Here is a 20,504-nt window from a genome sequence, read left to right on the forward strand (position 1 = left end):
GTAGACGGCTACGCTCGCGATCCCGGCATCCCGGCAGGCCCGAGCAACGCGGACTGCGATTTCGCCACGGTTGGCGATGAGCACCTTGCGCACGACGGCTCCTCATACCTTCTTACGACGTATCTTCTTGCGGCATACCTTCTTACGCCGTACCCCGACGCGTCTCACATATGGGCGGACCCCACCCGTGTTCCGTGCCGGTGCGGCTGAAGTGGCAAATGCGCCTCCACATGGGTCCCGTGGCCCGTCTGACCCCCGTGGCCCTGCGAACTGCTGACGGTCAGCCGGCCGCCGGCGTCCTCCATCCGCTCCGCCATGGAACGGAACCCCTGGTGGGAATGGCCGGGCCGCAGGACCCGCTCGACATCGAACCCGCGGCCGTCGTCCTCGACACTGGCGTACGCCCACCAGCGGGTGGACCGTATGGAGACCTTCACGCGACCGGCTCGGGAGTGCACGAAACTGTTGCGCAGCGCCTCGCGGAGCGTGAGGTACAGATCCCGGCGCCGCACGTCGGGAAGCAGGCCCTCGTCGCCCGTCACCTTCACGATGACCTGGACCCCGGCCGGAGCGGCCCCGGCCGCGAACGCGCGCAGCGCCACGTCGAGCGGCGGAACGACGGACCGTTCCCGTACTCCGCCGACCAGGTCGCGCAGCCGCGCGTCCGTGTCCCGCAGCGCGTCCCGGGCGGCCGCGATCCGGTCTGCGGCGACCGGATCCGGCAGCTCGTCGCACTCCTCCAGGGCCTGCCGGGCCGCGGTGACGCCATCGGCGACATCATCGTGCAGCTCGCGGGAGATCCGGCGTTGTTCCTGCCAGCAGCACACGGACTGGTCCACCGCACTCCCGCCCTCGCCGGCCTGCCGGACCGCCTCGGCGAGGACCCGCACAGACCCCTCGTCGAGGCGGCCGCTCTCCAACATCTGGAGCATGGCGCACTCCATGAGCAGGACAGCCGCCGCCGCGTCGTGGTGGGGCGCCGGCCGCACCGGCGGGGCGGACGGCGGGCCGCCGGCCGTGGGTTCGGCGCCGAAAGCGGCGGCCAGGACGGTACGGGCCCGGTCGTTCAGGGCCTGACGTACCGAACTGTCCCAGCGGACCGACGTGTTCAGCGTGGCCGGGAGGGCCGACTCGAACCGGCGCAGCACCGCGTCCAGGAATTCCGGGCCCGGCCCCTCGGCAGAGCCCACCGCCCTGCGGGGGACGAGCTGCCGTGCGATGGGCGGCGCGGGGGTCGCCCGCTGGGCCACACGGACGAGTCCTTGCTGCAGGGCCTCGGCGAAACCGGGGCCGATGGCGGACCCCCAGCCGGCGACCGCGACCTCGGCGGTCATCGGCTGGGGGAGTACGCGCGGTGGAACGCGCCGCCGAAGAAGAGCAGCCCGTCCTCGCCGGCCCCACGGCTCGAACCGACCACGTCGCCGATGAAGACGGTGTGGTCGCCTATCTCGTGGGCGGCGGACAGCTCGCACTCCAGCCAGGCCAGGGACCCGTTCAGGAGCGGCGCGCCGGTTCGCGGGCCGGGGACCCAGTCGACGCCGGCGAACTGGCCGGGCCCCAGGGGGCGCTTCTTGTCGGCGAAGAAGCGGGCCAGACCCTCCTGACCGGCCTCCATGATGGAGACGCCGAAGTGCCCGGCGGAGGTGATCGCCTCGTACATGACCGCGCTGTGCGCGACACAGGCCAGCACGGACGGGGGGTCGAGGGAGACCGACGTGAAGGCGTTCGCCGTCATGCCGTGGATGTGTTCACCGCCGACGGACAGCACGGTGACACCGGTCGCGAACAGGGACATGACCTCGCGCAAGGGGGCGGGACTCGCCGCATGCCCCCGGGAAACGGCGACGTCAGCGGATACGGAATTCATGCCGCACCTTTCATGTAATCCATGGGAAGAAATGTACGAGAGGGGTCCCGCGTGCGGGGAACCGTGGAGTAACTGCCCGCTCAGCAGTACCGGGGAGCGGCGGATTACCGTTCCGTGAGCGCACGTCCACGAGGCGATGAGTGTTCCGTGCTTAGGATCTGGGCGTTTGGGTCGGGCACTGTCAAATTGAGGATGGCATGAATACTGTCTCTGCTGATCCGCAGCTCGCGGAACCGTACATGCTCGGTTGGCTGGCCTCGCTCGGCCTCGACGTGGATTACGTACGGGCCGAGGGGAATACTCTCTATTACCTCGGGGAGAGCGGCGAAGAAATCCCGGTACTCGATTTCGCGGGCGGGTACGGGTCGCTCATCCTGGGTCACAACCATCCGGAGATCACGGCGTACGCGCAGCGGCTCCTCGGGGCCCAGACCCCGGTGCACGCGCAGTTCTCCCGTCATCCGTACGCGAACGACGTCGCCGTCGCGCTCAACCGGATCCTCCAGCGCGAGCTGGGCACGGAGGAGAACTACTCCGCCATCTTCGCCAACACCGGCGCCGAGGCGGTCGAGGCGGCCGTCAAGCACGCCGAGCTCGACCGCGGGATCCGGCTGGCCGAGCTCCGCGAGCGACTCGACGCGAACCTGGCCGCCGCCCGTGCGGCGGTGGCGGACGGGGCCGGCGTCACGGCGCAGGCGTACCGCCTGGCCGGCGTGGACGCGCGGGACGGGGCGGCCGGATTCGAGGCGCTGGCGAGCGAGATCGTACGGCGCAACGCCGAGCAGACCGCCCGGCCGCCCGTACTCCTGACCCTGGAGGGCGGCTTCCACGGCAAGCTGGTCGGCAGCGTCCAGCTCACCCACAACGAGGGCTACCGGGCCCCCTTCGCGGCGTTGGCGACGCCCGCCCGGTTCATCCCCGCGGGCAGTGCGCAGGCCCTCAAGGCGGCGCTCGAGAGCGAGCGGGCGACCGTGCTCGACCTGGTCGTCGAGGACGGCACGGTGTCGGTGATCGAGGTGAACTCCCCGGTGTTCTGCGCCTTCGTCCTGGAGCCGATTCAGGGCGAGGGCGGAATCCGCGCCCTGTCCGCGGAATTCGCCCAGGAAATCCAGCGGGCCTGTGCCGAGGTCGACTGCCCGGTCATCGTGGACGAAGTGCAGAGCGGAATGGGCCGGAGCGGCGATTTCCTGGCGAGTGCGGCGCTCGGCCTGCGCGGCGACTACTACGCGCTCGCCAAGAGCCTGGGCGGCGGAATAACGAAGACGTCCGTCATGCTCACGCGTCAGTCCCGCTACCGTTCCGAATTCGAGCTCGTCCACAGTTCCACCTTCGCGAAGGACGCCCTCTCGTGCTTCATCTCCAAGAAGGTCCTGGAGATCCTCGAAGCCGATGACGGCGCCGCGTACCGCACGGTGCGCGAGCGCGGCGGGAAGCTCCTCGGGATGCTGGAGGCGGTCGGCGCGGACTTCCCCGACGTGGTGAAGGACGTGCGGGGCCGGGGCCTGATGCTGGGCCTGGAGTTCCACGACCAGTCCGGCTCCCGCTCCGAGGCCATCCGCGAGAGCGCCCCCCTGCTCGGCTACACGGTCGCCGGGTACCTGATGCGCGAGCACCGGATCCGTACCTTCCCGACCGCGAGCGCCGTGAACACGCTCCGGTTCGAGCCCTCGCTGTACCTGGCGGACTCCGAGATCGACCAGCTGGAGGTGGCCCTGCGGGCCGCCTGCCTGGTCTTCCGCACGCACGACGGGGCCGGCCTCACCGGCACGGCGGCGGAGGCCTGACGAGGGACGGCCGCGCCCGGTACGGATCGCGCCGGCCGGGGAACAGAGAATCCGGCCGACCCCCACGGGTCGGCCGGATTCGGTCCGTTCGGGCCCGGGGAGCCGGGCCGGCGGCGCGTGGTCAGTCGATGCCCCGGACGATGTGGGTCTCGCCGGGCTCCTCGTCCGCGCCGGCGAGACCGAGCGGCGGGTAGCGCAGGGCGCACGCCAGGCACCTGGGGAACACATGGCCGAGGTCGGCGTCGTCGGTGTGGTCGCGCATCAGATCCTCCGGTCGTCGAGTGGATGGGCCGCGGCGCGCGTGGGCCCGAGCCGGCGGGGCGTCGCGGCCTGCGTGGACTCCGCAGGCTCCGTGGTCTCCGTGGTCTCCGCGGTCTCCGCGGTCTCCGTGGACCGCAGGCCGATGGCGGTCACCACCAGCCCGTTCCCCGTACGCCACCGTCCGTCGAAGGCGGTGACCCGGACGCCGTTCACCACCGGGCCGGGGACCAGGAGCTGGGCGCGGAAGGTGCCCGCCGACGGATCGGGTGTGATCACGGCCTCGTCGAAGTCCAGGGGCCGCCCGGTCAGGGGGAACCAGGCCTTGTAGACGCTCTCCTTGGCGCTGAACAGCAGCCGGTCCCAGCAGACCGCGGGCCGCCGCACGGTGAACTCGCGCAGCCAGACCCGCTCCTGGGGCAGCGAGATCGCCTCCAGCGTGCCCGGCGCGGGCAGCGGCGCGTTCGGCTCGGCGTCGCAGCCGATCGCCACCAGGTCCGTACTGCGGGCCACGGCCGCCGCGCGGTAGCCCCGGCAGTGCGTCATGCTGCCCACGATGCCGTCCGGCCACCGGGGTGCTCCCCTCGCGCCGGGCAGGAGCGGGGTCGGCGGCAGCCCGAGGCGGCCCAAGGCCCGGCGGGCGCACTCCCGAACCGAGGCGAACTCCCTGCGGCGTCCGGTGACGGCTCCCGCCACCACGAGCTCCTCCTCGGGGAAGAGACCGAACTCCCCGGGCGGATCGTGGAAGAGCTCGGCGGTGACGACCGGCGCGGGGAGCAACGAGGCGATCACCCCTGCCTCCCGGAGCGGACCGGGGCCGGCAGGACCCGCAGGGGGCGGCCGGGTTCCCCCGGGCGCCGGCGCCACTCGCGCGGATAGCCGAGGGACACCTCGTAGTGCGGAATCCCCTGCTGCCGTATGAGCCGCGGGATGTGCAGATGGCCGTAGACGACGGCGGCGGCCCGGTACCGCACGGGCCAGCCCGCGGTGGCCTGCGTACCGCACCACAGGGCGAAGTCCGGATGGCGCAGCACCTCCGTGGGCTCGCGCACCAGCGGGAAGTGGCTGACGAGGACGGTGGGCAGGTCTGCGGGCAGCGCGTCCAGGCGCTCGGCGGTCCGCCGGAGTCGGGCCCGGCACCAGTCCCCGACGGAGGGGTACGGGTCGGGGTGGAGCAGGAACTCGTCGGTCGCGACGACCCCCGCGTCGGCCGCCCGCCGCAGCGCCTCCTCGGTGGTGCGGACTTCGGGCCGGCGGAAGCTGTAGTCGTACAGGAGGAAGAGCGGCACGATCACCGCGGGACCGCCCGCCCCGCGCCACACCGGGTAGGGGTCCTCGGGGGTGACCACGCCCAGGCTCCGGCAGAGCCGGACCAGGGCCTCGTACCGGGCGACGCCGCGCGCCTGGACCGGGTCGTCCGGAGGGGTCCACAGTTCGTGGTTGCCCGGCGCCCACACGACCTTGCGGAACCGGCCGGCGAGGGTGGACAGGGCCCACTCGATGTCCGCCATGTGTTCCCCGACATCGCCCGCGACGAGCAGCCAGTCCTCCTCCGACGAGGGCCGCAGCGATTCGACGACCTCTCGGTTCTCCTCGTAGCGCACGTGCAGGTCGCTGACGGCCAGCAGACTGCCGGGGGAGGAGGGACCGTCGGGGGAGGCGCCGGCAGGCGGGATCACGCCGCGGAGCCCGCGACGAGCAGGCTGGTCGTGATGATGTCGCGGACCTCGTCGGTGCGGTCGTCCAGGTAGAAGTGGCCCCCGGGCAGGACCCGCAGGTCGAAGTCACCGGTGGTGTGGTCGTGCCAGGCCGCGGCCTCGTCGACCGCCACCACGGGGTCCGCGTCGCCGACCAGCACGGTGAGGGGGGAGACGAGGGGGGACCCGGCGGTCCAGCGGTACGCGCCGAGTGCGCCGTAGTCCGCGCGCAGCGCCGGCATCACCATGGCGAGCAACTCGGGGTCGTCGAGCACGGTGTGCCCGGTCCCGCCGAGCCCGCGCACCGCGTTCAGGATCTCCGTGTCGCTGCCGAGCCGGTCGTGCGCGCCGGGCCGCGGCGAGGGCGCGCCGCGCCCCGACAGGAACACCCGCAGGGGTCCCGGCCGCCCGGCGGCGGCGAGGCGCCGGGCCGTCTCGTACGCGAGGACCGCCCCCATGCTGTGCCCGAACAGGGCGTAGGGGCCGTCGGTCAGCGGATCCATGGCCTCGGCGATGGCGTCGGCGTGCGCGGCGATGCCGCGGTACGGCTCCTCCCGCCGTCGGTCCTGACGGCCCGGGTACTGGACGGCCAGCACGTCGAGACGCCCGCCCAGCGCCCGCGACAGGGGAAGGAACGCGCTGGCGGCGCCGCCCGCGTGCGGGAAGCACACCAACCGCATGCTGCCCTCGGGGGCCGCTCCGAAGCGTCTGAACCACGTGCTATCCACTACGTCCCTTTCTGCGGGCCGGTACCCGGTGGCACCAGACGGGGGAGCATGAACTGCCAGAACTGGCTGAGTCGTTGCTGCGAGAGCCAGACGGGATCCTTGCGGCCGAGGGCCTCGAAGCCGACGGTCGACGCGGCGACGACGGTGACGACGTCCTCCGGCTTGGTCCCTTCGGCGAGCGCGCCCAGCTGTGACGCGTGGCGCAGGGTGGACTCGATCCAGTCCCGCCACTGGCCGTGCAGGTCGACCGGGCTCGGCCACGCGGGCTCGCAGCCCAGCGTGAACCCGGCGCGCAGGATGATGTCGCTGGTCAGCCGGTCGAAGAGCTGGTGGGAAGTGTCGACGAGGTTCTGGATCGGGTCGATGTCGCGCTGTGGCCCATCGCCCTGTGGCCCGTAGCCCTGCGGCCCGTCCGGCGCCGGGCCGGTGATCCGCCGCAGACGTTGTTCGGCGGCCGTCTCGATCGCCTCCGCCAGCGTGCCCTTGTTGGCGAAGTGGAAGTGGAGGGCGCCACTGCTCACTCCGGCCCGCTGGGCGATGGCGGAGAGGGAGGCCGACACGAATCCGTCCGTGTCGAAGATCTCCGCCGCGGACCGCAGCACCGCCGCTCGTGTGCGAACAGCACGTTCCTGTATAGCCATGTGCACTCCGTGGATGCCTGGGGCGCTGCTGACGGCCCCTCAAGAGCGTCCAGCGTACGAACCGCGCTTGCGGTTTCTAACGGCCCTGATCGATGCAGTCCTGAAAGGGCCGCTCACCGGACGGCCCGGCCGTCCGGTGGCTGACCTGCCCGGGTGGGGGGAGAGAACCGGGCAGGTCAGGAGAAGCGGGGCTACTCCGGCAGCAGGGTGCCGGCGACCGGACGGTCGATGGACATGAGCCAGCGGCCGTCCTCTCCGAGACGGAGCACATCGGTGCAATTGCCCTCGATACGGACGGGCTCGCCCTCGGGACCCGTGCTGTCGACGCTGAACTTCACGCCGATCAGGGCCACGTCGCCGGCCACGTACGCGTGCGTGATCTCGGCCTTGAGGAAGGGCTTTGGCGCGAGGAACTCCTTGAAGAACTCCAGGCGCTCCTTCCCGGTGAGCGGAGAGCCGGAGAAGTTCGATATCGCGTCCTCTCGGTAGAGGAGGTCGAACAGGGCACCGTCACCGGAATTGAAGAGCTGGATGAAGATCTCGTTCTGGGTATCCGCGTCACCGGTCAGATCAGGGTTGTCGACGTCGAAGTCGACGGTGATACCGGGAATGCTCATGGTCTGCGACACCACTTTCTTAGGGTCATGGGACTTCCGTACGGGCGGGCAAGCGTGCGAGTTGCTCCTGCTTACTTCTGCTCGCCGTACGGCTCGTCGATCGCGTAGCGCCAGTTGCCGTCCGCACCCTTGCGCAGCACGTCGACGCCGACTCCCGTCAGCAGCTCGGGGTTGCCCGAGTCGTCCACGGTGGCGATGGACCAGTCCACGATCAGGAGCGCGGTGTCTCCGGTCACGAACGTCTGGCGCGGCTTGGCGCTCATCTTCGGCGCGCGGGTCAGGAACTCCTTGACGGCGTCCTTCCGGGCCTGGCCCGTGAGCGGCTTGCCCGGCTCCCAGACCGCGACGGCCTCGTCGGTGTACATCTCGTTCACGGCGTCGGCGTCGCCCGAGTTGAAGGCCGCCTCGTACAGCGCGGTGTGCCGCGCGACATCGCTGGTCAGATTGCTCATTGTGGACCGATCCTGCTTTCTTCCGGCATGACACCCTGGAATTCGAGGAGTTTCACGGAGATCTGTCCAGACCGTAACGGGGCCGTCCTCACCGGCCGCCCACCGACAAGTAACGGACCGGCCACCCCGCCGCACAATCGGGCGGTTACCCGTGCATGACCAGGTATTGAGAACAAACAGCGCAGCCGGTCTTAAGGTCGATAATGCGGGGTTCCCCATCCGGGATACCCAGGCGTTCCAATATCAGTCAGGAAAGGGCAGTCGAGCGCCATGACGACTAATCGCATTTCTGTGGAGAGCCCGGCGCCGCGAGGCGACGAGGGAGCCATCGCCGTCATCGGCATGTCCTGCCGGCTCCCCATGGCCTTCGGCCCGGCCGACTTCTGGCAGATGCTGCGCAACGGCACCGACGCGATCACCGACGCGCCGCCCGGACGCTGGAACACCGCGGAACCACGAGCCGGGTCGGGGGTTCGCCGCGGCGGATTCATCGACGGCATCGGCGACTTCGACGCCGGCTTCTTCGCGATCTCGCCCCGCGAGGCCGCCGCCATGGACCCGCAGCAGCGCATCGTCCTCGAACTGGCCTGGGAGGCCCTGGAGGACGCCGGAGTCCTGCCCGCCCGACTGCGCGACTCCCGTACCGCCGTCTTCGTCGGCACCCTCCGCGACGATTACACGAGCCTCGCCAACCAGTACGGCGAGCAGGTCATCACCCAGCACTCCATGACCGGCCTCAACCGTGGCGTCATCGCCAACCGCGTCTCCTACTACCTGGGTCTGCGCGGACCGAGTCTGACCGTCGACGCCGCCCAGTCCTCCTCCCTCGTCGCCGTACACCTGGCCTGCGAGTCGCTGCGCTCGGGGGAGTCCACCACCGCGATCGCCGCGGGCATCAACCTCAACATCCTCGGCGAGAGCGCCGTCACCGAGGAGCGGTTCGGCGGTCTCTCGCCGGACGGCACCGCCTACACCTTCGACGCCCGCGCCAACGGCTTCGTACGCGGCGAGGGCGGCGGGGCCGTCATCCTGAAGCCCCTGGCCCAGGCGGAGGCGGACGGCGACCGGATCTACGGAGTCATCCGCGCCAGCGCGGTCAACAACGACGGCGCCACGCCCGGACTGACCGTGCCCAGCCGCGAGGCCCAGAGCCGGCTCCTCCGCGAGGCCTACGAAAAGGCCGGAATCAGCCCCTCAGATGTCCAGTACGTCGAACTGCACGGCACCGGCACCCCCGTCGGCGACCCCATCGAGGCCGCCGCGCTCGGAGACGTCTTCAGCTCCCACCGCGCGCCCGGCGACCCGCTGCTCGTCGGATCGGCCAAGACCAACGTCGGGCACCTGGAGGGGGCCGCCGGCATGGTCGGCCTGCTCAAGGCCCTGCTCAGCCTCACGCACCGCGAGATCCCCGCGAGCCTCAACTTCGAGACCCCGAACCCGGCCATCGACCTCGACGGCCTCGGCCTCTCCGTACCGCGCGAGCTCACCGCCTGGCCGCACCCCGACCGCCCCCTGGTCGCGGGCGTGTCCTCCTTCGGGATGGGCGGCACCAACTGCCACCTCGTCCTCACCGAGGCGCCGGCCTCCGAGCAGGCCCCGGCCGTCGACGCCCGGTCCCTGCTGCCCTGGGTCCTCTCGGGCCGCGACACGGACGCCCTGCGCGCCCAGGCAGGGAAGCTGCGCGCCTTCGCCGCCGCGAGCGAGGCGGGGACCGCCGACCTCGGGTGGTCCCTGCTGACCACCCGCACCACCTTCGACGCACGCGCGCTCGTCCTGGCGGACGACAAGGACGCCTTCCTCGCCGGCCTGGACTCCCTCGCCGCGGGCGAGCCCGGCACCGGCATCGTCACAGGAGACGTACAAGACGGCCGGGTCGGTTTTCTGTTCACCGGTCAGGGTGCGCAGCGGGTGGGGATGGCGCAGGAGCTGTATGCGTCCTTCCCCGTATTCGCCGCGGCTTTCGATGAAGTCTCAGGTCTCCTGGACGCGGGTCTCGGTGGTTCTGTTCGTGAGGTGATCGTTTCGGGTGTGGGTCTGGATGAGACGGGGTGGACCCAGCCGGCGCTTTTCGCGGTTGAGGTCGCTCTGTTCCGTCTGGTGGAGTCGTGGGGGGTGAAGCCCGATTTCGTCGCGGGTCATTCGATCGGTGAGATTGCCGCCGCGTATGTGGCGGGGGTGTTTTCGCTTGAGGACGCGGTGCGTTTGGTGGTGGCGCGTGCGGGGTTGATGCAGGCGTTGCCGTCGGGTGGTGCGATGGTGGCTGTGCAGGCGGCGGAGGACGAGGTCCTTCCGCTGCTGGACGCCGGGGTGGCCATCGCGGCCGTGAACGGTGCCTGGTCGGTCGTCATCTCCGGTGAAGAGACGGCAGTCCTCGCGGTCGCGGGCAGGCTCGAGGAGCTGGGCGTCAAAACGCGCCGGTTGACGGTGAGCCACGCGTTCCACTCGCCGCTGATGGATCCGATGCTGGACGAGTTCAAGGCCGTCGCCTCGGAACTGACCTACGCGGCTCCCCGTATCGCGGTGGTCTCCACGGTCACCGGTCGGCTGGCGGAGGGCACCGATCTGCGGTCGGCCGCGTACTGGGCGGACCAGGTCCGCGGCACCGTCCGCTTCGCGGACGCGGTGGAGGCTTTGACCGCCCAGGGCGTCACCTCGTACCTGGAGATCGGTCCGGACGGGATCTTGTCGGCTCTGGCCGAGGGCGCCGTTCCGGCGCTTCGCCGGGGCCGGGACGAGGTCGCGACGCTGCTGTCGGCGGTCGGGACCCTGTTCACGCGGGGCGTCCCGGTCGACTGGCAGGCGTTGTACGCGGGAACGGGCGCCCGTCAGGTGCCCTTGCCGACCTACGCCTTCCAGCGCCGGCGCCACTGGCTCGAACCCGGTTCCGGCGACAGGGCCACCGCCCCCGCCCTGCCGGCCCCCTCCGCGAACGCCCCCTCCGCGAGCACACCCGCCGAGGCCCCCGTCCCCCGTGGTGAACTCGGCAGCCGGCTCGCCGCCATGGCCGCGGCCGAACGCTCCCGCACCGTCACCGACCTGACGTCCGCGCACATCGCCGCCGTCCTCGGATACGACAAGGGCCGCCGCGCCGACGCCCGGCAGTCCTTCAAGGACCTCGGCTTCGACTCCCTGATGTCCGTCGAGCTCCGCGACCGCCTCGCGACCGCCACCGGTCTGCGCCTGGCAGGCGGCCTCCTCTTCGACCACCCCACCCCCACCGCGCTCGCCGCGTACATCGAGGCCGAACTGACCGGCGCGTCCGCCGCCGCCGACGACGCGCGGCACCTCGCCGCACCGCTCCAGGACGACGAGCCGATCGCCATCGTCGCCATGGCCTGCCGCTACCCCGGCGGCGTCTCCTCGCCCGAGGACCTCTGGCGGCTCGTGGCCGACGGCGGCGACGCCGTCTCCGGCTTCCCCGTCGACCGGGGCTGGGACGCCGACCTGTACGACCAGGACCCCGAGCGCTCCGGCAAGAGCTCCGTACGCGAGGGAGGCTTCCTGCACGACGCGGGCCTCTTCGACGCGGGCTTCTTCGGGATCTCGCCCCGCGAGGCCCTCGCCATGGACCCGCAGCAGCGCCTCCTCCTGGAGACCGCCTGGGAGGTCGTCGAGCGCGCCGGCATCGACCCCCACACCCTCAAGGGCAGCCGCACCGGCGTCTTCGTCGGCGCCACCGCGCTCGACTACGGCCCGCGCCTGCACGACGCCCCGAAGAGCGTCGAGGGCCACCTGCTCACCGGCTCCACCAGCAGCGTCATGTCCGGCCGCATCGCCTACCAGCTGGGACTCGTCGGCCCCGCCCTCACCATCGACACCGCCTGCTCCTCGTCGCTCGTCGCCCTGCACATGGCCGTCCGGTCGCTGCGCCACGGCGAGACGACCCTCGCGATCGCGGGCGGCGCGACGGTCATGTCCGCCCCCGGCATGTTCGTGGAGTTCTCCCGGCAGCGCGGCCTCGCCGCCGACGGCCGCAGCAAGTCCTTCTCCGCCGACGCGGACGGCACCTCCTGGGCCGAGGGCGTGGGCCTCCTCCTCGTCGAGAAGCTCTCCGACGCGCGCCGCAACGGCCACCAGGTCCTCGCCGTCATCCGCGGCACCGCCGTCAACCAGGACGGCGCCTCCAACGGCCTGACCGCCCCCAACGGTCCGGCGCAGGAACGGGTCATCCGCCAGGCCCTCGCCGACGCCCGCCTCACCCCCGCCGACGTGGACGCCGTCGAGGCGCACGGCACCGGCACCCGGCTCGGCGACCCGATCGAGGCGCAGGCGATCCTCGCCACCTACGGCAGGGACCGGAGCGACCGGACCCCGGTCTACCTGGGATCGCTCAAGTCCAACATCGGGCACGCACAGGCCGCGGCCGGTGTCGGCGGCGTCATCAAGATGGTCCAGGCGATCCGCCACGGCGTACTGCCGCGCACCCTGCACGTCACCGAGCCCACCCCCCACGTCGACTGGACGGCCGGCGACCTCGAACTGCTCACCGAGGCCCGCGACTGGCCGGCCACCGAGCGCGCCCGCCGCGCCGCCGTCTCCTCGTTCGGCATCAGCGGCACCAACGCCCACGTCATCGTCGAGCAGGCACAGGAAGACACCGACCGGCCGCAGGACGACGCGGACCGGCCGCGCGCTGACGCCGAGCGGCCGCAGGACACCGGCCCGGCCCGCCCCGAGGCCGCCACCGCCGGTTCCGCGACGCCCGCCCTGTGGGCCCTCTCCGCCCCCGACCGCGCGGCCATGACCGCCCAGGCCGAGAAGCTCCACGCCCACCTGGAGCGCCGTCCCGAGCCCGGCGCCGAGGACATCGCCGACATCGGGTTCTCCCTCGCGTCCTCCCGCGCCACCTGGCCCGAGCGGGCCGTCGTCACCGGTACCGGAGCGGCGGAACTCCTCGCCGGCCTCGACGCACTGCGCCGCGACGCCGACGCCCCGCACGTGGTCACCGGCTCCGCCGCCCGCGCGGGCCGCACCGCGTTCCTGTTCACCGGGCAGGGCGCCCAGTACCCGGGAATGGGCCGCGAACTGTACGAGACCCGCCCCGCGTTCGCCGCGGCCCTCGACGCGGTGTGCGCCGCACTCGACCCGCACCTCGACCTCGGCCGCCCGCTGCGCGACGTGATGTTCGCCGAAGCCCCCGGCACCGAGTCCGAAGCCCCCGGCACCGAGTCCGAAGCCCCCGGCACCGAATCCGGCGCCCCCGGCACCGAGTCCGGCGCCGCCGCCCCGCTGCACGAGACCCGCGCCACCCAGCCCGCGCTGTTCGCCTTCGAGGTCGCCCTCCACCACACCCTCCGGGCACACGGCCTGACCCCCGACGCCGTCGCCGGGCACTCCATCGGCGAGCTCGCCGCCGCCCACGTCGCCGGGGTCCTCTCCCTGGAGGACGCCGCCGCCCTGGTCGCCGCCCGCGGCCGGCTGATGCAGGCGGCCGTCCCCGACGGCGCGATGGTGGCGATCCAGGCCGCGGAGGACGAAGTCGCCGAGACGCTCGCCCCGTACGCCGGCCGGCTCGCCGTCGCCGCCGTCAACGGCCCGGACGCCGTCGTGGTCTCCGGCGACGCCGACGCGGCCGACGCGCTCGCCGGACTCTGGCGCGAGCGCGGCCGCAAGACCCGCCGCCTGACGGTCAGCCACGCCTTCCACTCGCCGCACATGGACACGATCCTCGACGAGTTCCGTACCGTCGCCGAGGGCCTGACCTACCACGCGCCGCTCCTCCAGGTCGTCTCCACCGTCACGGGCCGGCCCGCCACCGGCGACGACCTCGTCACCCCCGACTACTGGGTCCGCCAGATCCGCGAGGCCGTACGGTTCCTCGACGCCACCCGCGCCCTGGAGGACGAGGGCGTCACCGTCTTCGTCGAGATCGGCCCCGACGCCGTCCTCACCGCGATGGCCGGCGGCTCGTTCCTGGCCGACACCTCCCAGGCCGTCGCCCTCCAGCGGGCCGGCCGCCCCCAGGGCGCCACGCTCGCCACCGGACTCGCCCGCGCCCACACCCTCGGCGCCCCGCTGGACCTGGCGTCGTTCTTCCCCGGCGCCTCGCGCGTCGAACTGCCCACGTACGCCTTCCAGCGCAGCCACTACTGGCTCCGGCCCGAGGCCCGGACCGACGCCCGCAGTCTCGGCCTCGACCCGGCCGGCCACCCCCTCCTGGCCACCTCCGTCGAACTCGCCGAGCGCGAGGGCCTCGTCCTCACCAGCCGTCTGTCGCTGAACGACCACCCCTGGCTCGCCGACCACCGCATCCACGGCACCGTCCTCGTACCCGCCACCGCCTTCATCGAACTCGCCTCGGCGGCGGGCCGGACGGCCGGCGCCGAGCACCTCGTCGAGCTCACCCTGGAGGCCCCGCTCGCCCTCGCCGAGCAGCGGGCGGTCCGCGTCCAGGTCGCGGTATCGGCTCCCGACGCCTCGGGCACCCGGGCCTTCACCGTGTACTCCCGGCCCGAGACCGACGAGGAGCAGAGCGCCTGGACCCGCCACGTCTCCGGCGCCCTCGCCGACACCGCCCCCACCACCGGACCGGCCTTCGACGAACTGCTCCCGTGGCCGCCGCGGGACGCCCGGCCGGTACCGCTGGACGACGCGTACGACCGGCTCACCGACCTCGGCTACGAGTACGGCCCCACCTTCCGGGGGCTGCGCGCCCTGTGGCGCGGCGAGAACGGCACCACCTACGCCGACGTCGCCCTCCCCGACGACCAGCACGAGGCCGCCGCCCGCTACGGCCTCCACCCCGCGCTCCTCGACGCCGTGCTCCACCCGGTCGTCCTCGACGCCGCCGACGCCGCCGAACCGGACACCATCCGGCTGCCGTTCGCCTGGAGCGGGGTCACCACCCACGCCGTCGGCGCCACCACCCTGCGCGTCCGCATCGAGCGGACCGGCCCCGACACGGTCGGCCTGCACCTCGCCGACGCCACCGGCGCCCCCGTGGCCACCGTCGACTCGTTGATGCTGCGCCCCGTCGCCAAGGACAGGATCGCCCCGGCGGCCACGACCGACGGCCTGTTCACCATCGCCTGGACCACCCTCACCCCGGCGGGCGGACCCGTGCCGCGCATCGCCGAACTCTCCGGCGACACCGGCACCGGCACCGGCACCGGCACCGGCACCGGCACCAACGCCACCGACACCGACACCCTCCCGGACCCGCGGGACCTCGACGCCGACGTCCTCCTCGTCCGCGTCGCAGCCGACACCCCGCCCACCCCGGCCGCCGCCCACCAGAACGCCGCCCGCGCCCTGGCCCTGACCCAGCGTTGGCTCGCCGACGAGCGCTTCGACGGCACCCGCCTCGCCTTCGCCACCACCCGCGCCGTCGCCACCGCTCCCGGCGAGGACGTCGACGGCCTGTCCGCCGCCCCCGTCTGGGGCCTGCTGCGCGCCGTCCAGAGCGAACACCCCGACCGGGTCGTCATCCTGGACCTCGACGGCACGCCCGAGGCCGAGGAGCGGCTCCCCGCCGCGCTGGCCACCGGGGAACCCCAGATCGCCCTGCGCGGCACCCGCCTGCACGTCCCGCGGCTCACCCGGGACCGGGCCCCGGCACCCGCCCAGCCGCCCCGCCTCGACGCGGAGGGCACCGTCCTCATCACCGGCGGCACCGGCGGCCTCGGCGGACTCCTCGCCCGCCACCTCGTCACCGGGTACGGCGTACGCCACCTGGTGCTCACCAGCCGCCGCGGACCCCACACGCCCGGCGCCGACCGGCTCGCCGACGAACTCGCCGCGCTCGGCGCCCGGGTGACCACCGTCGCCGCCGACGCCGCCGACCCGGACGCCGTCGCCGCCCTCCTCGAGGCCGTCGACCCCGCGCACCCGCTCACCGCGGTCGTGCACACCGCCGGCGTCCTCGACGACGCCACCGTGGAGTCGCTCACCCCCGAGCAGCTGGAGAAGGTCCTGCGGCCCAAGGTCGACGCCGCCTGGAACCTGCACCAGCAGACCCGGGACCTGGGCCTCGCCGCCTTCGTCCTCTTCTCCTCCGTCTCCGGCATCACCGGCACCGCCGGCCAGTCCAACTACGCCGCCGCCAACACCTACCTCGACGCGCTCGCCGCCCACCGCCAAGCCCAGGGCCTGGCCGCCACCTCGCTGGCCTGGGGCCTGTGGGACTCCAGCCACGGCATGGGCGCCCACCTCGGCGAGGCCGACCTGGCCCGCTGGCGCCGGGCGGGCGTCACCCCGCTCGACCCGGACACCGGCCTCGCCCTGTTCGACGCCGCCCTCGCCGGCGGCGACGCCCTGGTCGTCCCGGCGTTGCTCGACCCGGCCCGGATGCGCGGGGCCGCGGCCGGCGATCCGCCCGCCCTGCTGCGCGGACTGATCCGCCCCCGCCCCACCGCGCGGGCCGCCCAGGGCGCGACGGCCGCGGGAGCGCAGGGCGGTACCGAATGGGCCCGCCGCATCGCCTCCCTCTCCGAGGAGGAGGGCCGGGCCGCCGCCGCCGACCTCGTACGCGGCATCGTCGCCGGCGTCCTCGGCCACACCAGCCCCGAGGGCATCGACCCGGAGCGCGCCTTCAAGGAGATCGGGTTCGACTCGCTGGCAGGAGTGGACCTGCGCAACCGGCTCAACACCGCCACCGGACTGCGGCTGCCCGCCACCGCCGTCTTCGACCACCCCTCACCCGCGGCGCTCGCCGCCCATCTGCACCAGCAGGCCGCGGGCAGCGAGCCCGCCCCGAGCGCCGTACCCGCCCGCCGGTCCGCCGCGGCGGCCGACGAGCCCATCGCCATCGTCGGCATGGCCTGCCGCTTCCCCGGCGGCGTCGCCTCGCCCGAGGACCTGTGGCGGCTCGTCGCCGACGGCGCCGACGCCATCAGTGAGTTCCCCGACAACCGGGGCTGGGACCTGGACTCGCTCTACGACCCGGACCCCGAGAAGACCGGTAGCTCCTACACCCGGCACGGCGGTTTCCTCCACGACGCCGACCGGTTCGACCCGGCGTTCTTCGGGATGTCCCCGCGCGAGGCCACCGCCACCGACCCGCAGCAGCGCCTCCTCCTGGAGACCGCCTGGGAGACCTTCGAGAGCGCCGGCATCGACCCGGCCCTCCTGCGCGGCACCAGCACCGGCGTCTTCACCGGCGCCATGTACGACGACTACGCCTCGCGGCTCGCCAAGAGCCCCGAGGAGTTCGAGGGCTTCCTGCTCGCCGGCAACCTCTCCAGCGTGGTCTCGGGCCGCCTCGCCTACACGTACGGCCTGGAAGGCCCGGCCGTCACCATCGACACCGCCTGCTCCTCCTCCCTGGTCGCCCTCCACCTCGCGGCGAGCGCGCTGCGCCAGGGCGAGTGCGACCTCGCGCTCGCCGGCGGCGTCACCGTGATGTCCGGCCCCAGCACCTTCGTGGAGTTCTCCCGGCAGCGCGGCCTCTCCGAGGACGGCCGCTGCCGCTCCTTCTCCGCCGACGCCTCCGGCACCGGCTGGGCCGAGGGCGCGGGCCTGCTCCTCGTGGAGAAGCTGTCCGACGCGCGCCGCAACGGCCACCGGGTCCTGGCCGTCATGCGCGGCTCGGCCGTCAACCAGGACGGCGCTTCCAACGGCCTGACCGCCCCCAACGGTCCGGCGCAGGAGCGGGTCATCCGCCAGGCGCTCGCCGCCGCCGGCCTGACCACCGCCGACGTGGACGCCGTCGAGGCGCACGGCACCGGCACCAGCCTCGGCGACCCGATCGAGGCCCAGGCGCTGCTCGCGACCTACGGGCAGGGCCGCCCGGAGGGCCGCCCGCTCTACCTCGGCTCCCTCAAGTCGAACATCGGCCACGCCCAGGCCGCCGCAGGCGTCGGCGGCGTCATCAAGATGATCCAGGCCATGCGGTACGGCACCCTGCCGAAGACCCTGCACGCGCAGAACCCCTCCCCCCACATCGACTGGGAGGCCGGCGCGGTGGAGCTGCTCACCGAAGCCACGCCGTGGCCCGCCACCGGCCGCCCCGCCCGCGCGGCGGTGTCCTCCTTCGGCATCAGCGGCACCAACGCCCACGTCATCCTGGAACTGGCCGCCGACACCCCGGCGCCGTCCGCGCCCGCCGCCGGCCCGGCCGAGGGCGTGGTCCTGCCCTGGATCCTGACCGCGAAGGACGAGACCGCCCTGCGCCGCCAGGCCGACCGCCTGCACCGCCACCTCACCGACCGCCCCGAGATCGAGCCCGGCGACGTGGGCCTCACCCTGGCGACCACCCGCGCCACCCTCGAGCACCGCGCCGCAGTCCTCGGCACCGACCGCGCGACGCTCCTGGACGCACTGGCCGCCCTCGCCGGCGGCGAGTCGACGCCCTCCGTCGTACGGGCCGCCGGCGGCCGGCGCGGAAAGACGGCGTTCCTGTTCACCGGACAGGGCAGCCAGCGGCTCGGCATGGGACGCGAACTGTACGAGACCTCCCCGGTGTTCCGGCGCGCTCTCGACGAGGTGTGCAAGTACCTCGACACCGAGCTGTTCCGGCCCGTCAAGGACGTCCTCTTCGCCCCCGAAGGCTCGGCCGACTCGGCCCTGATCGACCAGACCGCCTTCACCCAGTCCGCCCTCTTCGCCACCGAGGTCGCCCTCTTCCGGCTCGCCGAACACCACGGCATCACCCCGGACTACCTCCTCGGCCACTCCATCGGCGAGGTCACCGCCGCACACCTGGCCGGGGTCCTGAACCTCGCCGACGCGTGCGCGCTCGTCGCCGAGCGGGGCCGGCTCATGCAGGCGGCTCGCGAGGGCGGCGCGATGGCCGCGCTCCAGGCCTCCGAGGAGGAGGTGCGGTCCCTGCTCGACGACTACGACGGCGTCGCCATCGCCGGGATCAACGGCCCCCGGGCCACCGTCGTCTCCGGCGACCGGGAGCTCGTCGAGGAGATCAGCGCGATCTGGCGCACGCTGGGCCGCAAGACCAAGCGGCTGCCGGTCAGCCACGCCTTCCACTCGCCGCACATGGACGAGGTGCTCGACGAGTTCCGCACCGTCGCCGAGGGCCTGACCTACCACGCACCCCGCATCCCGATCGTCTCCAACGTCACCGGCGTCCTCGCCACCACCGAACAGCTCACCTCGCCCGACTACTGGGCCACCCACATCCGTGAAGCGGTCCGCTTCCACGACGGCGTCCGCCACCTCGAAGAGCTCGGCGTGACCGAGTACCTGGAGCTGGGCCCCGACGGCGTCCTCACCGCCATGGCCCAGGAGTGCCTGACCCGGGAGGCCTGCTTCCTCGCCCCGCTGCTGCGGTCGGGCAGGCCCGAAGCCACCACCGTGGCCGCCGCCCTCACCGGCGCGGTGCTGCGCGGCGCCCGCCCCGACTGGACGTCGTACTTCCCCGGCGCCCGCCGGGTCGACCTGCCCACCTACTCCTTCGAGGACGCCCGCTACTGGCTGGAGGGCGCCGCCACACCCGGCGACGCCGAGGGCTTCGGCCTCGCCCCCGTCGGCCACCCGCTGCTCAGCGCGGCGGTACGGGTCGCGGACCGCGACGCGTACCTCTTCACCGGCCGCGTCTCCCGCCGTACCCACCCCTGGCTGGAGGGCCATGCCGTCCGCGGCACCGTCCTGCTGCCCGCCACCGGACTGCTCGACCTGGCCTTCTGCGCCGCCGAGCAGGTCGACTGCGACCGGGTCGACGAACTGACGCTCGCCGCGCCGCTGGTCCTGCCCGAGCGGGGCGCCGTGCAGCTGCAGCTCGTCGTCGGCGAACCCGACGAGACCGGTGGCCGCGCCCTCGCCGTCTACGCCAGGCCCGACCAGGACGACGCGGGGCAGCCGTGGACCCTGCACGCCGAAGGACGCCTCGGCTCCGGCGCCGGAGCCCCGGAGGGGCTGCTCGCCTGGCCCCCGGCCGGCGCCACCGAGGTGGACCTCGACGGCGTGTACGACCGGCTCGCCACGGCCGGATACGGCTACGAGAACGCCTTCGAGGGCCTGCGCCGCCTCTGGAAGACCCCGGACGAACTCTTCGCCGAGGTAGTCCTCGACGAGGAACACCGCGCGGACGCCCCCCGGTTCGGCCTCCACCCCGCCCTCCTCGACGCCGCCCTGCACCCGCTGCTCCCGGGCGTCGCCGAGCCCGAAGGCACCTCCTGGCTGCCGTTCTCCTGGTCCGGAGTGAGCCTGTACGCCACCGGGGCGACCGTCCTTCGGGTCAGGCTCGCCCTGAACCGGTCCGGCGACGACTCGCTGCGGGTCGCACTCACCGTCGCCGACGGCGCGGGCGCCGCCGTCGCCACCGCCGAATCGCTGCTGCTGCGCCCGCTGTCCGAGGAGACGTTCCGCGCGGCCGGCACGGCGGCGCGCGACGGCCTGTTCGGCCTCGGCTGGACGACCCTGCCCGACCCCGGTACGGCACCGGGCCGCACCGGCTGGACCCTGCTCGCCACCGGCGCCGGCCAGGGAACCGTACGGTCCCTCGGCGCCGCACTCGACGCCGGAGCCGCGGCCCCCTCCGTACTCCTCCTGCGGACCGCCGACACGG

General features: G+C 73.3%; 12 protein-coding genes. 2 read left to right on the forward strand and 10 right to left on the reverse strand.

The annotated features are described in order from the left end of the window. The 3 genes from ACIQV3_RS37730 to ACIQV3_RS37740 form a co-directional block, all read right to left on the reverse strand. Positions 1–93: biotin carboxylase N-terminal domain-containing protein (locus ACIQV3_RS37730; protein ID WP_280842533.1), on the reverse strand; the 93-nt coding region annotated here is incomplete at its 3' end. A 71-nt stretch (positions 94–164) separates the two neighbouring features. Then, entirely contained in the window at positions 165–1,334 is a 1,170-nt protein-coding gene (locus tag ACIQV3_RS37735; protein WP_403721057.1) for a sensor histidine kinase, read from the reverse strand. After that, positions 1,331–1,867, reverse strand: coding sequence for a flavin reductase family protein (locus tag ACIQV3_RS37740; RefSeq protein WP_403721059.1), 537 nt, complete (start codon positions 1,865–1,867; stop codon positions 1,331–1,333). Before ACIQV3_RS37740 ends, ACIQV3_RS37735 begins: the two co-directional genes overlap by 4 nt. A 197-nt stretch (positions 1,868–2,064) precedes the next feature. Between ACIQV3_RS37740 and ACIQV3_RS37745 the strand changes: the two genes are divergently transcribed. Continuing rightward, entirely contained in the window at positions 2,065–3,651 is a 1,587-nt protein-coding gene (locus ACIQV3_RS37745; protein WP_403721061.1) for an aspartate aminotransferase family protein, read from the forward strand. A gap of 121 nt (positions 3,652–3,772) precedes the next feature. On the opposite strand, the gene ACIQV3_RS37750 is transcribed toward ACIQV3_RS37745, so the two are convergent. The 7 genes from ACIQV3_RS37750 to ACIQV3_RS37780 form a co-directional block, all read right to left on the reverse strand. Next, positions 3,773–3,913: a hypothetical protein gene (locus ACIQV3_RS37750; RefSeq protein ID WP_403721063.1), complete on the reverse strand. Its 141-nt coding sequence runs from the start codon at positions 3,911–3,913 to the stop codon at positions 3,773–3,775. Beyond that, positions 3,913–4,701, reverse strand: coding sequence for a 4'-phosphopantetheinyl transferase (locus ACIQV3_RS37755; RefSeq protein ID WP_403721066.1), 789 nt, complete (start codon positions 4,699–4,701; stop codon positions 3,913–3,915). The genes ACIQV3_RS37750 and ACIQV3_RS37755 overlap by 1 nt, the downstream gene beginning before the upstream one ends. Beyond that, the gene (locus ACIQV3_RS37760) at positions 4,698–5,588 is read right to left on the reverse strand and encodes a metallophosphoesterase family protein (RefSeq protein ID WP_403721070.1); all 891 of its coding nucleotides are present in this window, start codon (positions 5,586–5,588) and stop codon (positions 4,698–4,700) included. The genes ACIQV3_RS37755 and ACIQV3_RS37760 overlap by 4 nt, the downstream gene beginning before the upstream one ends. After that, a complete protein-coding gene (locus tag ACIQV3_RS37765) occupies positions 5,585–6,286 on the reverse strand; it encodes a thioesterase II family protein (protein WP_403721129.1) in 702 nt (233 codons plus the stop codon). The genes ACIQV3_RS37760 and ACIQV3_RS37765 overlap by 4 nt, the downstream gene beginning before the upstream one ends. A 47-nt stretch (positions 6,287–6,333) precedes the next feature. After that, positions 6,334–6,975 carry a ScbR family autoregulator-binding transcription factor gene (locus ACIQV3_RS37770; RefSeq protein WP_403721072.1) on the reverse strand — a complete coding sequence of 214 codons (642 nt, stop codon included), beginning with the start codon at positions 6,973–6,975 and terminating at the stop codon, positions 6,334–6,336. Between the two features lie 191 nt (positions 6,976–7,166). Beyond that, positions 7,167–7,592, reverse strand: a complete 426-nt coding sequence (locus tag ACIQV3_RS37775) for a YybH family protein (RefSeq protein WP_403721075.1) — start codon at positions 7,590–7,592, stop codon at positions 7,167–7,169. Between the two features lie 71 nt (positions 7,593–7,663). Further along, the gene (locus tag ACIQV3_RS37780) at positions 7,664–8,044 is read right to left on the reverse strand and encodes a YybH family protein (RefSeq protein WP_403721078.1); all 381 of its coding nucleotides are present in this window, start codon (positions 8,042–8,044) and stop codon (positions 7,664–7,666) included. A 270-nt stretch (positions 8,045–8,314) separates the two neighbouring features. On the opposite strand from ACIQV3_RS37780, the gene ACIQV3_RS37785 reads away from it, so the two are divergent. Beyond that, a partial coding sequence (locus tag ACIQV3_RS37785) for a type I polyketide synthase (protein WP_403721081.1) occupies positions 8,315–20,504 on the forward strand: 12,190 nt, incomplete at its 3' end.

This window comes from Streptomyces sp. NPDC099050 (assembly GCF_044759865.1).
In the GTDB taxonomy this organism is placed as follows: domain Bacteria; phylum Actinomycetota; class Actinomycetes; order Streptomycetales; family Streptomycetaceae; genus Streptomyces.

What these genes read in the sequence shown, in the direction of transcription:
- ACIQV3_RS37750 (WP_403721063.1), bottom strand. Translation starts at nt 3,913, where the DNA reads ATGCGCGACCACACCGACGACGCCGACCTCGGCCATGTGTTCCCCAGG.
- ACIQV3_RS37765 (WP_403721129.1), bottom strand. Translation starts at nt 6,286, where the DNA reads ATGCGGTTGGTGTGCTTCCCGCACGCGGGCGGCGCCGCCAGCGCGTTC.
- ACIQV3_RS37770 (WP_403721072.1), bottom strand. Translation starts at nt 6,975, where the DNA reads ATGGCTATACAGGAACGTGCTGTTCGCACACGAGCGGCGGTGCTGCGG.
- ACIQV3_RS37740 (WP_403721059.1), bottom strand. Translation starts at nt 1,867, where the DNA reads ATGAATTCCGTATCCGCTGACGTCGCCGTTTCCCGGGGGCATGCGGCG.
- ACIQV3_RS37780 (WP_403721078.1), bottom strand. Translation starts at nt 8,044, where the DNA reads ATGAGCAATCTGACCAGCGATGTCGCGCGGCACACCGCGCTGTACGAG.
- ACIQV3_RS37745 (WP_403721061.1), top strand. Translation starts at nt 2,065, where the DNA reads ATGAATACTGTCTCTGCTGATCCGCAGCTCGCGGAACCGTACATGCTC.
- ACIQV3_RS37735 (WP_403721057.1), bottom strand. Translation starts at nt 1,334, where the DNA reads ATGACCGCCGAGGTCGCGGTCGCCGGCTGGGGGTCCGCCATCGGCCCC.
- ACIQV3_RS37775 (WP_403721075.1), bottom strand. Translation starts at nt 7,592, where the DNA reads ATGAGCATTCCCGGTATCACCGTCGACTTCGACGTCGACAACCCTGAT.